Annotated in this window: 12 protein-coding genes; 6 read left to right on the forward strand and 6 right to left on the reverse strand. The window is 73.8% G+C overall.

Translation table 11 applies throughout. From position 1 onward, the window contains the following. The first annotated feature begins 81 nt into the window (after positions 1–81). Positions 82–2,625, forward strand: coding sequence for a collagenase (locus FHX73_RS32530; RefSeq protein ID WP_145909533.1), 2,544 nt, complete (start codon positions 82–84; stop codon positions 2,623–2,625). A 167-nt stretch (positions 2,626–2,792) separates the two neighbouring features. Here the strand turns inward: FHX73_RS32530 and FHX73_RS32535 are convergent, their stop codons facing one another. Next, on the reverse strand, positions 2,793–3,812 hold the full coding sequence (locus tag FHX73_RS32535; protein WP_145909534.1) for a C40 family peptidase: 1,020 nt from the start codon (positions 3,810–3,812) through the stop codon (positions 2,793–2,795). Between the two features lie 249 nt (positions 3,813–4,061). Further along, complete coding sequence (locus FHX73_RS32540) at positions 4,062–4,532, reverse strand: Lrp/AsnC family transcriptional regulator (protein WP_145909535.1); 471 nt, start codon at positions 4,530–4,532, stop codon at positions 4,062–4,064. 101 nt (positions 4,533–4,633) lie between these two features. Here FHX73_RS32540 and FHX73_RS32545 point away from each other — a divergent pair, with 101 nt between their 5' ends. The 3 genes from FHX73_RS32545 to FHX73_RS32555 all read left to right on the forward strand — a co-directional run bounded on the left by FHX73_RS32545 (position 4,634) and on the right by FHX73_RS32555 (position 6,122). Beyond that, a complete protein-coding gene (locus tag FHX73_RS32545; protein ID WP_145909536.1) occupies positions 4,634–5,089 on the forward strand; it encodes an SRPBCC domain-containing protein in 456 nt (151 codons plus the stop codon). 86 nt (positions 5,090–5,175) lie between these two features. Beyond that, positions 5,176–5,685 carry a hypothetical protein gene (locus FHX73_RS32550; protein WP_145909537.1) on the forward strand — a complete coding sequence of 170 codons (510 nt, stop codon included), beginning with the start codon at positions 5,176–5,178 and terminating at the stop codon, positions 5,683–5,685. Positions 5,686–5,750: 65 nt separating this feature from the next. Further along, positions 5,751–6,122 (forward strand): PH domain-containing protein, encoded by a 372-nt coding sequence (locus FHX73_RS32555; RefSeq protein WP_145909538.1) that lies wholly within the window; start codon positions 5,751–5,753, stop codon positions 6,120–6,122. Here FHX73_RS32555 and FHX73_RS32560 read toward each other — a convergent pair. Next, positions 6,109–7,545, reverse strand: a complete 1,437-nt coding sequence (locus FHX73_RS32560) for an NHL repeat-containing protein (RefSeq protein WP_145909539.1) — start codon at positions 7,543–7,545, stop codon at positions 6,109–6,111. The two genes, FHX73_RS32555 and FHX73_RS32560, sit on opposite strands and share 14 nt — an antisense overlap. A gap of 438 nt (positions 7,546–7,983) precedes the next feature. Continuing rightward, a complete protein-coding gene (locus FHX73_RS32565) occupies positions 7,984–8,994 on the reverse strand; it encodes an ArsR/SmtB family transcription factor (protein ID WP_170305178.1) in 1,011 nt (336 codons plus the stop codon). 178 nt (positions 8,995–9,172) lie between these two features. Between FHX73_RS32565 and FHX73_RS32570 the strand changes: the two genes are divergently transcribed. Beyond that, on the forward strand, positions 9,173–9,745 hold the full coding sequence (locus FHX73_RS32570) for a hypothetical protein (RefSeq protein WP_145909541.1): 573 nt from the start codon (positions 9,173–9,175) through the stop codon (positions 9,743–9,745). Positions 9,746–9,833: 88 nt separating this feature from the next. Here the strand turns inward: FHX73_RS32570 and FHX73_RS32575 are convergent, their stop codons facing one another. Further along, positions 9,834–10,622, reverse strand: coding sequence for a methyltransferase domain-containing protein (locus FHX73_RS32575; protein ID WP_145909542.1), 789 nt, complete (start codon positions 10,620–10,622; stop codon positions 9,834–9,836). A 112-nt stretch (positions 10,623–10,734) separates the two neighbouring features. Between FHX73_RS32575 and FHX73_RS32580 the strand changes: the two genes are divergently transcribed. Further along, complete coding sequence (locus tag FHX73_RS32580; RefSeq protein WP_145909543.1) at positions 10,735–12,354, forward strand: FAD-binding protein; 1,620 nt, start codon at positions 10,735–10,737, stop codon at positions 12,352–12,354. Between the two features lie 456 nt (positions 12,355–12,810). Here the strand turns inward: FHX73_RS32580 and FHX73_RS32585 are convergent, their stop codons facing one another. Next, on the reverse strand, positions 12,811–14,433 hold the full coding sequence (locus tag FHX73_RS32585) for a PP2C family protein-serine/threonine phosphatase (RefSeq protein ID WP_145909544.1): 1,623 nt from the start codon (positions 14,431–14,433) through the stop codon (positions 12,811–12,813). Positions 14,434–14,562 lie beyond the last annotated feature (129 nt).

Here is a 14,562-nt window from a genome sequence, read left to right on the forward strand (position 1 = left end):
AGTCGATGACAGGATTCACGTCAAATCCCCCCAGCCTCGCCTGATGCTCAGTGAGCTCCCCCCACAGGAGAAGGACCAGCAGTGCGCCTGCGTATACCCGTTCCCACCCTGATGGCCGGCCTCGTCGCCGGGTGCGCCACCGCGGCCACCCTGCTGCCGGCCCCCGCGTTCGCCGCGGCCCAGTCCGCCACCGGCGACAAGCCGGCGGCCGCCTCCTCCCCCGTCGTGCCGCAGTCGCCGGTCGTCCCGGGCGCCGAGCAGCCCGGCACCGCCGCCGCCCCGCTGTCGGCCGCCGAGCTGACCCGGGCCCAGATGACCCAACCGGTCGGCACCGCGCAGCGCCTGACGCAGCGTCCGACCGGCAAGCCCGCCGCCTCGGCCAACACCAGGACCGCCACCGCCCAGAGCTGCACGCCCGCCGACTTCGGCAGCCGCAGCGGCAGCGACCTGGTCTCCTTCATCCAGGGCTCGACCACCGACTGCGTGGGCGGCCTGGTCAACGTCACCGGCAGCGACGCGAGCAGCATCTTCAAGGAATCCCAGATGCTGACCGTCGCCAAGGCCTTCGCCCAGCAGGCCCACCACTACGACGGCACGAACTCCTCGAACATCTGGCAGTTGGCGGTCTTCCTTCAGGCCGGCTACCAGGTGCAGTCCGCCAACGCCGCCACGGTGGGCGGTTACGACGCGGCGCTGACCGCGGCCGTGCAGGGCGGGCTGGACGCGTTCTTCGGCTCCAAGCACTGGACGGACGTCACCGACGCCAACGGCGCGGTGCTCTCCGACGTGCTGGTCCTGACCAACAGCGCCAACCTGCAAGCCCGTTACCTGGACGTCTACAACCGGGTGCTGACCGGCTACAACGCCTCGTGGAACGCCTCGCCGAAGATGGTGGCCGCGGTCGACGCGGTGCTGTCCGCCCCGCTCTGGCTCGGCAACGCCAACACCGCCTTCACCAGCGCGATCGCCGCCCACCCGCAGCTGATCAAGAACCTGGCCGCCTTCGTGCTCGGGCACCGGGACCTGCTCGGCACCGCCAACTCCGGCCTGGAGCTGGACGCCGGGAACGCGCTGGCCCGGATGGCCGGCGACGGTCCGGCCGTCGAGGCGCTGGTCAAGCCGCAGTTGAAGGCCGCCCTGGACGCCGTCACCGTCACCGGGCCGACCGGGCCGCTCTACGTGCACCTGGCCTGGAACGCCGACAACTACGACAACGCGCAGTGCGGCTACTACGGCACCTGCGACCTGCCCGCCAAGCTGACCACCGCCGTGCTGCCGCACCAACTGGTCTGCGACAACCGCACCCTGGAGGGCGAGTCGCTCTCGGCGGCCGACCTGCAGGCGGTCTGCACCAGCCTGCGCGGCGAGGACACCTTCTTCCACAACCTGGTCAAGGACAACGGCCCGGTCAACCCGTACGGCAAGACCATCACGCTGGCGGTCTTCTCCAACGCCACCGACTACCAGAACTACTCCTGGGCGATCTTCGGCAACGACACCAACAACGGTGGCGAGACCGTGATGGACCCGACCGACCCGACCAACCAGCCCGTGTCGGTGATGTACCAGAAGTCGTGGAACGACAGCTTCCCGGCGAACGTGTGGAACCTCAACCACGAGTACACCCACTACCTCGACGGCATCTACGACATGAAGGGCAACTTCGGCACCGAGATCTCGGTGCCGGACATCTGGTGGATCGAGGGCGTCGCCGAGTACGAGTCCTACACCTACCGCGGCCTGACCGACACCCAGGCGATGGGCGAGGCGGCCAAGCACACCTACAAGCTCAGCACCATCTTCCAGAACACCTACGACAACTCGGACTCGATCCGGACCTACCCCTGGGGCTACCTGGCGGTGCGGTACATGTTCGAGAAGCACCCGGACGTGATCCAGAGCATGCTGGGCCACTTCCGCACCGGTGACTACACCGGCGGCTACGCCGTCTACAACTCGATCGGCACCGCCTACGACGCCGACTTCGACGCCTGGCTCAACGCCTGCGCCGCCGGCGCCTGCTACGCGGACGGCCCGACCGCGCTCTTCACCAGCACCGTGAACGGCGCGACCGTCAGCCTGACCGACACCTCGGTGCTGCACGACTCCACCTCGCCGATCACCAAGTGGCACTGGACCTTCGGCGACGGCACCTCCTCCGACGAGCGGAACCCGAGCCACACCTACGCCGCCGCCGGCACCTACACCGTCGCGGAGACCGTGACCGACGCCAACGGCAAGAGCGACAGCACCCCGACCTCGGTCACCGTCACCACCGGCGCCGGCACCACGCTGCCGACCTGCACCGACCCGCGCACCGACGCGCTCGGGCAGAACTGCGCCCGCCCGAACCAGTCCGCCACCGCCGGCAACATCGACTACCTGTACGTCTACCTGCCCGCCGGCACCAGCACCCTGAAGGTCAGCACCTCCGGCGGCACCGGCAGCGCGTTCCTGTACTACGACGACAAGACCTGGGCCTCGCCGAAGACCTTCACGGCCTCCTCGACCAGCCCGGGCACCAGCCAGTCGATCACCGTCACCAACCCGACGGCCGGCTACCGCTACATCAGCCTGTATGCCGCCACCGACTTCACCGGCGTGACGGTCAGCACCCAGTTCTGAAGCGCTTCCTGACGCCCCATCACACTGCCGCCGGGCGACGACCCCTGGTCCGGAGGCACTGAGTACGGCCCCGTCCTCCGCCTCCCCACCAGTGCGAAGGGCGGGGTCTTCGGGCGTTCGGGGGCGGCGGGTGTTGCGGGGCGGCAGGCGTTCAGGGCGGCAGGCGTTCAGGGCGCCGGGCGGACGGCGCCGAGCACCGGCATCGCGGCCAGCGGGGCGACCTTGACCACGGCTCCGGTGTGCGGGGCGTTGACCATCAGCCCGCCGCCCAGGTACATGCCGACGTGGGTGGCGTCGGGGAAGTAGATGACCAGGTCGCCCGGGCGCAGCGCGTCCAGCGGGACCCGGGGCAGCACGGCCCACTGGTCCTGGCTGGTGCGCGGGATCGGCACGCCCGCCGCCTCCCAGGCCTTGGAGGTCAGGCCCGAGCAGTCGTAGGAGTCCGGACCGGTGCCGCCCCACAGGTAGGGCTTGCCGATCTGCGCCATCGCGTAGGTCACCGCGGTGGCGGCGGCCGGGGTGGCCGGCCCGCCGCCGGTGCCGAGCACGCCGGAGGCGAGCAGCTGGCGCTGCGCCTGGTCGGCCAGGGCGGCCTCGCGGTCGTCGAGTTGGGCCCGCTGCGCGGGGTCCAGGGTGGTCAGCCGGGCCTGCACGTCCGCTGCCTGCCGCTCGGCGTCGGTGCGTGCGGCGCGGGCCTGGCCGGCGGCCAGTTCGGCGCCGCTGCGGGCTTGTCGGGCGGTGTCGCGCAGGGCGGCCAGGGCGGCCCGGCGGTCGCGCACGTCGTGCACCACGTCGGCCTCGGAACGGGAACGTTCCTGCAGGTCGCCGGCCTCGGTGAGGAGCCCGGTGGGGGCGAAGGAGAGCAGGAACCGGGCGATCCCGGAGAGGCCGCCGCCGCGGTACTCGTCGCCGGCCAGTTGGGCGGCCTCCGCCTCGCTGGCGTCCACCTGTTGCTGTTCGGCCGCCACCCGGCCGTTCGCCCGGTCCAGTTCGCCCTGCCGGGCCGCGAGTTCGGCGTCCCGCGCGGTGGACTGCTGCTCGGCCTGCTCCTCCTGGTGGCGCAGGTCCTGGAGCCGGACCAGCAGGGCGGCCACGCCGTCGGTGCGGGCCAGGACCTCGGCGCTGGTCGGCGGCGGGGGCGGGGGCTGGGGGTCGTCGTCGGGGTCGGCCCGGGCGGACTGTCCCATTGCCAAGGGCAGTAACAGTGCCACCGCGCAGGCCGTCCCCCAGCGTCTGCCGCCCCGATCGCTGCCCCGTCGTCCGCTGGTCGTCCGCCTGATCACTCGGCCTCCACCATCACTCGGCGCCGGGCGGTCCGCCCGGCGGGCACCGCCACAGAATGGCACCACGGGTACCCGGCCCCCGGGTTCGCGCACCTGTGCGTCGCCCGCTTCACCCGCTCGGCGCAGGGGCCGGGCACGGTGGCCGACGGTGCGTCAGCGGCGGCCCTTCGGGCGCTCCACCGGCACGCCCCGGGGCTCCTTGATCCGCTTCATGATGATCTGCGAGTTGACCTCGGTGACGCCCGCCAGCGCCGTCAGCCGCTCGATCCAGAGCCGCTCGTAGGCCTGCAGGTCGGCCACCGCGATCCGCAGCAGGCAGCCCGGGCTGCCGAACAGCCGGTAGGCCTCGATCACGTCGGGGATGTCGGCGAGTGCCGCCTCGAAGGCCTCCACCGCCGCCCGCTCCCGGCGCACCTCCACCGAGACCAGCACCTCGAACCCCCGCCCGACCGCCTCCGGATCGACCACCGCGCGGTAGCCCTTGATCACGCCGTCGCGCTCCAGCTGCCGCACCCGGCGCATGCAGGGCGAGGCGGTCAGCCCCACCCGGTCGGCGAGTTCCTGGTTGCTGAGCCGGCCGTCGTCCTGCAACTCGCGCAAGATCTGAAGATCGATGTCATCCACGGCGCAAGAATCCGCCACCGCCGCCGCCCGGTCAAGCAAGGGTTCGCGCTCCCCGGTGCGCCTGCCGGGAACCCACCGACCCCGGCGGCAGAATCGGCGGCATGGCCGAGACGCACACCTTCAGCTACACCCTCTACCTCGGCGCCGGCCCCGAGCAGGTCTGGCGGGCACTCACCGACGCGGAGGCGACCGGACGCTACTGGGGCCACCGCAACGTCTCCGACTGGCAGCCCGGTTCGCGCTGGGAGCACCAGCGCACCGACGGCAGCGGCGTCGCGGACGTGATCGGCACCGTGCTGGAGGCCCGCCCGCCGCGCCGGCTGGTGAGCACCTGGGCCCGCCCCGACCAGGACCCGGCCGACCCGGCCGCCTCCGTCGTCACCTTCGACCTGGAGCCCTACCATGAGCTGGTCCGGCTCACCGTGACCCACGAGAAGCTGGCCGACGCGGCCGAGCTTGCGGCGGCCGCCAAGGGCTGGGCGGCGGTGCTCTCCAACCTGAAGACCTACCTGGAGACCGGCCGCCCGCTCCCCCACGACCCCTGGCTGATGCCGTAGCGGGCCGCCCGTCGACCGCCCCGGGTTTCCGACCCCGCCGCACGGGCGATACTGTCCGCGCGACGGGGCGACGACCGGGGGGCGTCATGGTGAAACCACTGCTGTACCTGGATGTTGACGGGCCGTTGAACCCGTTCGCGGCGCGGCTGCTCCGGCGGCCGCGCGGGTACACCTCGGTGCGGGTGGACCACGAGCCGAAACCCTTCCGGATCCGGCTCAACCCGCGGCACGGGCCCGCGCTGCTGGCGCTCGACTACGAACTGTGCTGGGGCACCGCCTGGATGGCCTCGGCGAACCAGTGGATAGCGCCGGTGGTGGGGCTGCCCGAGCTGCCGTTCGTGGACTTCGCCGCGGTGCTCCACAAGAAGCGTGCGGACGGCGTGCACTGGAAGACCGAGCCCCTGATCGGGCACGCCGCCGGGCGCCCGTTCGCCTGGGTGGACGACGAGTTGGGCGAACTCGACGAGGCCTTCGTGGCCGAGCACCACGGCGCGCCGGCCCTGCTGCACCGCATCGATCCGCGGCTCGGGCTGCGCGAGCAGGACTTCGCGGCACTGGCCCGCTTTGCCCGCTCCGTGGCCTTGTCCAGCCGTTGATCTTGCCGAGTCCTTGACGGGGCGTGCGCTTCCGAAGCCCCCGGGCCGGGCGGATACTGAGCCGCATGGCAACAGTTGACGTCGACGGCTCCTACCTGGTGGTCCGGCTCAGCCCGTTGGAGAAGCTGGGTTCGCTCCACGGCGACCTGCGGATCCCGTTGGCGACCGTCACCGAGGTCCGGGTCAGCGAGCAGCCCTGGTCCGAGCTGCGCGGGATGCGGGCGCCCGGAACCGGCCTGCCCGGGGTGATCTCGCTCTGCACCCGGCGGGGCGTGGGGATCAAGGACTTCGCCGCCGTCTACCGGCGCGGCCCCGCCGTGGTGATCGAGACCGACGGCGGCGGCTTCGACCGGATCGTGCTCTCCCGCGAGGACGCCCCCGAGGTGGCCCGGCGGGTGCGCCGGGCCACGACACTGGCGGAGGCTAACGCCGGGTGATCCGCAGCACCCCGGTCTCGGTGCCTTGGTAGAGGGTGCCGTCGGGGGCGGTGGTGCCGGTCATCTGGAGCGGGTTGTAGAGCAGGCCGAGCCCGATCGGCGTGCTCGCGACCTGCCGGCCGGTGGCCGGGTCGAGCGCCGCGTAGGAGTACGCGGCGAAGGTGTCGCTGCCGACCAGACCGGTCGGACCGCTGACGGCGACCGTGTAGATCAGGCCGTCGGCGAGCGAGAGCCGGGGCAGCGCGGCCGACTTGACGGTGCTGTTCCAGACGGTGTGGCAGGTCGTGCCGTCGGCGTCCAGGTCGACCCGGGTCAGGCCGCCGTCGAAGCCGGCCGAGGCGGGCGTGCTGGCCGGCGCACCGGCCGGGAGCGCCGGGTACGGGTAGCCGTAGGTGTTGGTGACGAAGACGCTGCTGCCGGTCGCGATCACCGCGTCCTCGGTGCCGCTCTCCTGGTAGGCCGTCAGCACCGGGGTGCTGCAGACCGGAGCGGGGCCGGACGCCACCCGGTAGACCAGCAGGTTCTCGTGCGGGGCCGCGTTGTCGGTGATGGTGACGTACTCGGTGCCGTCGCCCGGGCCGAAGAAGCTCGGGGTGGCGCCGGTGCCCCAGCTGAGCTGACCGGGCTTGCGGCCGGGGCCGCGGTCGTACGGCGCCCGCCAGTCGACCACCGGGCCGCCGTCCGGGCCTTCGGAGAGCAGGTAGAGGGCGTGGTCGGTGGCGACCGCGGTGTGGCCGGGGACGGTGGAGATGCTGTTGCCGATGCCCTCGCCGGTGCTGATCGTGCGCACCGTCCCGGTACCGGTGTCCACGGTGCCGATCACCCCGCCGGCGGTGGCGAACCAGACCCGCCCGTCCCACCCGGGGCTGAGGCCGACGATGGAGTCGCCCGCCGGCACCGCGCCGGCCAGCGGGGTGGACTGATCGACCGTCAGGGACCAGCTGCCGTCGGCCGACTGGTGGTGGCCGATCCGCAGCAGGTTGTCGTTGCCGTCCACCACGACCAGCGCGTTCGCGCTGTCCAGGTAGGCGTAGACCCCGCCGAACAGGCTGCCCTTGGGCAGGGCGAGCGAGGCGAGGTCGGCACCGGTGCCCGGGTCGAGCAGGTGCACGGTCGGGGTCCGGCCGAAGATCGTGGTGCAGAGGGCGATCGGCCTGGCGTCGGACCCGATGACGACCGTCGGGCAGGCGGAGGCGAGCGCGGTCCGGGTCCAGGCGACCGGGCCCCGGCCAGGGCCCGGGTAGGGGGTGGTGTCGCTGGAGGCGCTGTCGCCGTGCATGGTGGCGGTGCCGTTGGGCGCGGTGGCCGGGTTCTGCGGCGGTAGCGGGCCGAAGCCGGTGGCGGCCTGGGCCGGTGCGGCAGTGCCGCACAGGGTGGCGGCCGCGGTCAGGGCGGCGAGGGCGGGCAGGGTGCGCAGGCGCATCGTGGGTCCTGTTCCGGGTCTGGGATACGGGAGGGTGTGCGCCGGCCGGGGGCGGCCAAGGGTGCGGGCGGCGGGGTGCACGCGGGCACGGATCGGCGGGACCGCCTCGGTCCGGCGAGGGCGTGGCGCGGCCCGGGGCTGCCGGAGGGCGTGGCTCCGCTCAGGGACGGGACGGTGTCCGGTGCGGGAGCGTCCGGCGAGGGACGGTGTGGGCGCGCGTCAGCTGACGCGGCGACAGGCCATGGTGGTGGCGCGGCCGTGGTCCACGTGTCTACGGCTCACCAGCATGGTCACGGGCTCACTGTAGCGGAGTCGGTGGCGGGCGGGGACGGCTGTCCGCGCACGGCTCGACGCAGGACGGTCAGCGGCCGGCCGGCGGGCGCAGCGCGGACGGCAGGGACGGCGGTCAGCGGACGGCGGGGACGGCAGGGACGGCAGTCAGCGGACGGCAGGGACAGCGGTCAGCGGACGGCTCGCGGTGAGCAGCCGGTGGCCGAGCTGGGTGCAGCTGTGCCGGACCGACCGACCGGTGCGCACGGTGGCCAGCAGGCCGGCCCGGCGCAGGGCGCGGGCGTGTTCGGAGGCGGTGGCCGCCGAGATGCCGAGCTGCTGGGCGAGTTGGCCGGTGGTCGGCTCGATCAGGGCCAACCGCAGGACGGCCGACCGGGTCCGGCCGAGCAGGGCCGCCAGCGGCTCGTCCGGGTCCGCCCCCGGCGCCGGCGCGTCCTCGGCGAGGCAGGCCAGCGGGGTGAGGGCCGGGTAGAGCAGCAGCAGCGAGCCGTCGGGCAGCGGGCCGCACAGCGGCTCCCCGGACCACTGCGCGGACGGCAGCAGGAGGACCCCGCCACCCTCCAGCCGGACCTCCAACTGCCGGTCGACAGCGATCTCCAGGGTGCTGCCGTCCCACCGGCTGCCCGGGTAGAGACCGGCGAGCATGCCGCGCAGCCCGTGTTCGCGCTGCACGTGGCCGCGCCAGGCGAGGTCGGCCGCGAAGCCGGAGCACAGCTGCGTCCAGTCGGACTCGACCAGCGCCGCGTGCGCGGTCCGCATGCTGAACTCCAGGTGGTGCCAGGCCTGTCGGTCCTCGCCCGCCAGCGAGCGCATCAGCGGGGTGACGGGCAGTCCGTTGCGGCAGATCCGGTCGAGCTCGCTGCGCACGAATCCGTTGCCGGCGGAGCGCACCAGCTCCAGGCCGTCCTCCAGGTCGCTGCTGAGCGGGTCGAGGAAGAACGGGCCGGTGCCGGTCGGCGGGACCAGCTGGGTCAGCGGTGCCAGCGAGCGCGCGGTGGCGGCCGAGGCAGCGCGCGACCGCCGGTGGCGGGTGAACGCCCTTTGGGCGTCGTGCCGTTGCAGCATCGCGACGGCCAGTTCGAGCTCGACCAGCGGCGCCGGGCCGTCGGCGAACCGGATGTCGAGCAGGTCCTCGGCGGTGAAGTGGATCCGCAGCACCCCGCTGTGCCCCCTCCGCGTGCGCCCGGGTTTCTCGGCCCTGAGCTTTTCGGCCCCGGCCGAAAGGCTCGCCCCGGGGCCGCCGGTGGTCCGACGATACCCAGTGCGGGGCCGCGGCGGCAGTGGGTCGCCGGTGCGGCCGACCGGTTCCGACTCACCCCAGTTCCAGGAGGCTTCCTTGCGCATCCCGAGTTATCCCCGGCGGACCGCCCTCGGTGCGGCACTGGCGGCGACGGCCGCGCTGCTGCTGCTCGCCCCGGCCGCGCAGGCCGCCGGCGCTGCTGGCGGCGGTGGCAATGGCAGCGGTGGCAGTGGCGATGGCGGCTGGCATTCGTACCACGGTCAGGACACCGACGATCCGGCCGGCACGGTCTGCCCGTTCCACCTGCACATCGCCTCGCTGGTCGACCAGGAGGAGACCAAGACCGTCAGCCGGTACCCCGACGGCTCGCCGGAGAAGGTGCTCTGGCGCGGCCCGCTGATCCTGCGTTACACGAACGTGGACACCGGTGCCCACGTGGACCGCGACCAGAGCGGGCGGGGCACCCAGTACCTGCTGCCGGACGGCGGCACGCTGTGGGTGCTCCCGAAGAGCTCGCACATGTCCGCCCGGATCCGCCCCGGCAACCCGTACCACGCGGCTGGCGACTACCTGTTCAGCGGCGGCGTGGTGCTGCTGGTGCACGCCGACAAGCAGGTCCAGGTGCTGGCCCAGCACCAGGTGGAGAACCTCTGCGACACCCTGGGCTGACCGCGCCGCGCGGCCTGGCACCGGGTTCCGCCCGCGACGGGGGTGTGGGCGGACCCCGGTGCCGGACGTGTGCCGGCTCGCTGTCGGTTCAGGCCTTCTGGCCCCAGCAGGTGATCAACTGAGCAGTGGTGACGTCCAGTTCGCCGCCCGCCAGGTTCGCCAGGTGGGTGTCGAACTCGGCCTCGGTCACCCCGGCGGCGAGCAGCTCGGCGCGCAGGTGGCGCACCGTCGCCGCCTCCAGGGTGCGGCAGGCGGGCGAGGTGAGCGGGAAGTAGCCCTCGGCGGCCACCTGCGTCAGACCCGCCGTGCGGAGCAGTCGGGGCAGCGTGCGCCCGAAGGACAGGTCGGCGCCGCGCTCGGCCAGCAGGGCGCGGAAGGCCCGCCGGATCCGGTTGGCCAGCACCTGGTCGGGCCCGTGCTCGTCGGGGCAGGCGAGCGGCTGCAACTGCGGGTCGGCGTCCTCGATCACCAGCCAGCCGCCCGGGCGCACCGCCTCGACGAGCCGCTCCAGCACGGCCTGCCGGTCCGGCAGGTGGACCAGCAGCAGCCGGGCGTGCACCAGGTCGAACCGCCCCTCGGGGAGCGGGTCGGCGACCACGTCGTGCCGGGCCACCTCGACGTTGCCGGGCAGTTCGGTCAGCCAGCTGGTGTCCAGGTCGGTGGCGAGCACCCGCCCGCCCGGGCCGACCCGCTCGGCCAGCGCGCGCGGCACGCCCGGTGCGCCCGCGCCCACCTCCCAGCACTGCCAGCCCTCGGCGACCCCGATCCGGTCCAGGTGCTGCAGCGTCCAGGGGTCGAACAGCTCCGCCATTGCGGCGAACCGCTCCCCCGCCTCGCGCCGCCGGTTGTCCAGCAGGTAGCCCTGCTCCTCGGCCATCGTCCACCGCCATCTCGTCTCGGAAATCCAGTTGATCGTATCCGGCTGATCGCGGGTGACGATGCGTCATGTCCTGCCGATCCGGCGCCGCCCGATCCGGCATGCTGGCGGCATGACGTCTCGCCACGGTCTGAACCGCCGCGCCCTGCTCGCCTCCACCGGTGCGCTGGCCGCGGGTCTCGCGGCCGGCACCGCCGTCCCGGCCGCCGCCGAGGACGACCACTCGCCCGCCGCCCCCGCCGTGCTGGTCCGGCCGGGCGACCGGCGGTACGACAGCCTGTTGCGCGGCAACAACTTCCGCTTCGTCGGCAGTCCGGACGAGATCCGGGTGGCCGCCGACACCGCGCAGGTGGTCGCGGCGGTGGCCGACGCGGTGCGCTGCCGCCGGCAGGTCTCGGTGCGCAGCGGCGGGCACTGCTTCGAGGGCTTCTGGGCCGACCCGGCGGTGCGGGTGCTGCTCGACCTCTCGCCGATGAACGCCGTCGAGTACGACCCGGCGAAGCGGGCCTTCCTGGTCCGCCCGGGCGCCACCCTGGGCCAGGTCTACCGGCGGCTCTACACCGACTGGGGCGTGACCATCCCGGCCGGCGGCTGCTCGGAGGTGGGCGCCGGCGGCCACCTGTGCGGCGGCGGCTACGGACCGCTCTCGCGGCGTTACGGGTCGGTGGTGGACCACCTGTACGCCGTCGAGGTGGTGGTGGTGGTCGACCGCCACGGTGCAGTGCGCGCCGTGACGGCCACCCGCGAGCCGGACGACCCGAACCGCGACCTGTGGTGGGCGCACACCGGCGGCGGTGGCGGCAACTTCGGTGTGGTGACCGGCTACTGGCTGCGCTCGCCGGACGCCACTGGCGACGACCCGGCCGGTCTGCTGCCGCCCGCGCCCGCGCACATGCTGGCCGGCGAGGCCACGTGGGCCTGGGACAGCAGCATGACCGAGGGCGCCTTCACCACGCTGCTGCGCAACTTCGGCCGCTGGCACGAGCGCAACAGCGCGCCCGGCGCGCCCGGGACCGGCCTCTACGCCGTCTTCACCCCGGCCCACCGAACGGCGGGCAGCTTCACCATGACGGTCCAGGCCGACGCCGAACTCCCGGGCGTGGCAAGCCTGATGCAGGATCTGGTGGACGCCGTGACGGCCGGCTCGGGCACCTCACCCGCCGTCGGCACCGTCACCATGCCCTGGATGTACCCCGCGACCTGGCCGGGCATCGGGACTCCGGGCAACCTGCTGACCCGCCGCTACAAGGAGAAGGCCGGTTACCTGCGCCAGGGCTACCCCGATGACCAACTCACCACCATCCACCGATGGATGACCGGCGAGAACGGCAACGCCGCCTGCGGCATGCTGCTGGTCGGCTACGGCGGCCAGGTGAACACCGTGGCGCCCGCGGCGACCGCGGTGGCCCAGCGGGACTCGGTGATGAAGGCGGTCTTCCACTCGATCTGGGCCGACGAGTCCGAGGACGCCGCCAACCTGGCCTGGGTGCGCGGCTGTTACCGCGACGTGTACGGCCGGACCGGGGGCGTGCCGGTGCCGGGCGCGGTGAGCGACGGCTCGTACATCAACTACGTGGACGTGGACCTCGCCGACCCCGCCTGGAACACCTCGGGCGTGGGGTGGCCCACGCTCTACTACAAGGGCAACTACCCGCGCCTGCAGCGGATCAAGGCGGCCTGGGACCCGCTGAACGTGTTCCACCACCCGATGTCGGTGCAGGCTTCCGGCTGACGGATCGTCATCATCAGCGAACAGTACGGTACTTGACTGACGCTGTCGACGATCGGCCGGTCCTTGACGTGACCGTGCGGCGCGGTCCAGTCTTGGGTCACTCCCCATGCGGCTCGGCGTTCACCCCCACCGGACTCCGAGCCGTCGCACCGCCCCCGCCCCCCACGACCGCGGAGGACCACCCATGCTCGACAGAGCCGGGCCCATGCGCCCGGCCACGCCCGCACGCCCCCACCGCCCCCAGCTCCTGCGCTGCTGGGCCATCCCCGTGCCGTTGACCGCCCGCCCGACTCCCGACTGAGCTGACGACCAGTCAGTTGGTGCTCGGGGGAAGGCGCTTCGGCGCGCGGCGCTTCAAGTGGACGACAGGCACCCCGGACGCGCGGGTCACCGCCGCCGTCGCGACCGGCGACGGCGACCCGCGCTTCGGCGCGCCCCGCTTGGGCGCACCGCCGCTCACCCGGCCAGCCGCAGCGCCAGCAGGGTGGCGTCGTCCTCGGAGAACGGCCCCGACATCGCGTCCACCACCTGGTCCACCAGCGACTGCGGTGGGAGCCCCGGCGGATGCTCGCCCAGCACGGCGAGCAGCGTGGCCAGCCGGTCGTCGATGTCCCGGTCGCGTCGCTCGACCAGCCCGTCGGTGTAGAGCAGCACCGTCTGCCCCGGCTGGAGCACCGTCTCCACCGCCTCGTAACCGGTGCCCGGCAGCACGCCGAGCGGCAGGCCGATCGCCGGGGCGAGCAGCCGCGGCGGCCCGTCGCCGAGCAGCACCGGCGGCAGGTGGCCCGCACAGACCCAGCGGAGCAGCCGACTGGGCGGGAAGTAGCGGGCGATCACGGCGGTGGCCGTCGACTCCGGCCCGTCGTCGCAGGCGATCTCGTTGAGCCAGCCCGTCATCTCCTCCACCGAGGCACCCGTGTACGCGATGCCGGCCAGCGCGTGCCGCAGCGTGGACATCAGCGCGACCGCGTCCAGCCCGTGCCCGCGGGCGTCCCCGACCGCGATCAACGCCGGGCCGCCCGGCAGCGCCCGCACCTTGTACCAGTCCCCGCCCACCAGCCCCTCGGTCGGCCGGTACGCCACCGCCGTGCGCAGCCCCGCCTCGTCCATCCGGGCGGAGATCCGGGGTTGCAGCGCGTCCTGCAACCGCCGCACCACCGCCTCCTCGGCATCGGCGCGCCGGGACTGGCGCTCGATCTCCTCCTGCTGATGGCGGACCCGGCGCCGGCTCTCCGACAGCTCGGTGATGTTCTGCAGCACCCCGCGCACCCCCCGGACCGGCCCCTGGTCCTCGCCCACCGCCTCGGCGACCAGCCGGATCCGGTGCACACCCCGGTGCACCCGGAGCAGCAACTCCACGTCCACCGGGTCACGGGTCTCCAGCAGCAGGCGCAGGGCGTCGAAGAGCCTCGGCTGATGCACCGGCAGCACCCGGTCGAGCAGGTCCGCGGCGGTCGGTGACGGATCGCCCGCCGCCAGGCCGAGCAGGTCCCGCAGCCCGCCGGAGCTCTGCGTCACCCCGTCGAGCAGGCTCCACTCGCCCCAGCCGACCCGGGCGATCCGCTGGGCCGCGCGTGCCATCCGGGCCAGGTCGCTGGTGCCCCAGACCATCAGCAGTCGGCTGCCCAGCCGGTGCACCGTGAGCAGGTCGGTGTGCCGCTCCACCCGCCCGCCGGCCCGCCGCACCTGCCAGCGCACCTCGATCCCCGGAGTCGGCTCACCGGTGCGCAGCACCCGGGTGAGGTCGGTCAGCAGCTCGGCGGTGACCAGGCCCGGGAAGACGTCGCCGGCCGGCAGCCGGCGCCCCGGCGTGCGGTCGCGCCGCAGGGCCGAGCGCTGGTGCAGGTAGCGCAGCCCCGCCGGGTTGACCGCCACCGCGACGAAGTCCCGCACCGTCCCGTCCGGCCCGACCAGCGGGTCGGCGAGCGCGGCCGGCAGCGGCAGCGCCCCGAGCAGCTCCCCCAGGTCCGGCTCGCCCTCGGGCCCCGTGAGCCGCACGTCCGGGGTGGGGAGGGTGACCCCGCTCGGCGCCGCCTCCTCCCGCCGGTACTCCCGGTTGGCCCGCCGCAGCCCGGCCACGGTCCGGCGCAGCTCGCCGCCGGGGTCGCGGTCGGCGTCCCGGGCGGGGTCCCGGGCAGCGTCTCGGGCGGCGTCGAGCTCGGGTCCCGGTCCGGGGCCGGTTTCGGGTCCGGGTCCGGGTCCAGGTCT

Origin of the sequence: Kitasatospora viridis (assembly GCF_007829815.1) — a bacterium.
Taxonomy (GTDB): Bacteria; Actinomycetota; Actinomycetes; order Streptomycetales; family Streptomycetaceae; genus Kitasatospora; species Kitasatospora viridis.

Coding starts and splice junctions, on each gene's coding strand:
- FHX73_RS32545 (WP_145909536.1), top strand. CDS start 4,634: ATGGCCGAGACGCACACCTTCAGCTACACCCTCTACCTCGGCGCCGGC.
- FHX73_RS32535 (WP_145909534.1), bottom strand. CDS start 3,812: ATGGGACAGTCCGCCCGGGCCGACCCCGACGACGACCCCCAGCCCCCG.
- FHX73_RS32555 (WP_145909538.1), top strand. CDS start 5,751: ATGGCAACAGTTGACGTCGACGGCTCCTACCTGGTGGTCCGGCTCAGC.
- FHX73_RS32550 (WP_145909537.1), top strand. CDS start 5,176: ATGGTGAAACCACTGCTGTACCTGGATGTTGACGGGCCGTTGAACCCG.
- FHX73_RS32580 (WP_145909543.1), top strand. CDS start 10,735: ATGACGTCTCGCCACGGTCTGAACCGCCGCGCCCTGCTCGCCTCCACC.
- FHX73_RS32560 (WP_145909539.1), bottom strand. CDS start 7,545: ATGCGCCTGCGCACCCTGCCCGCCCTCGCCGCCCTGACCGCGGCCGCC.
- FHX73_RS32575 (WP_145909542.1), bottom strand. CDS start 10,622: ATGGCCGAGGAGCAGGGCTACCTGCTGGACAACCGGCGGCGCGAGGCG.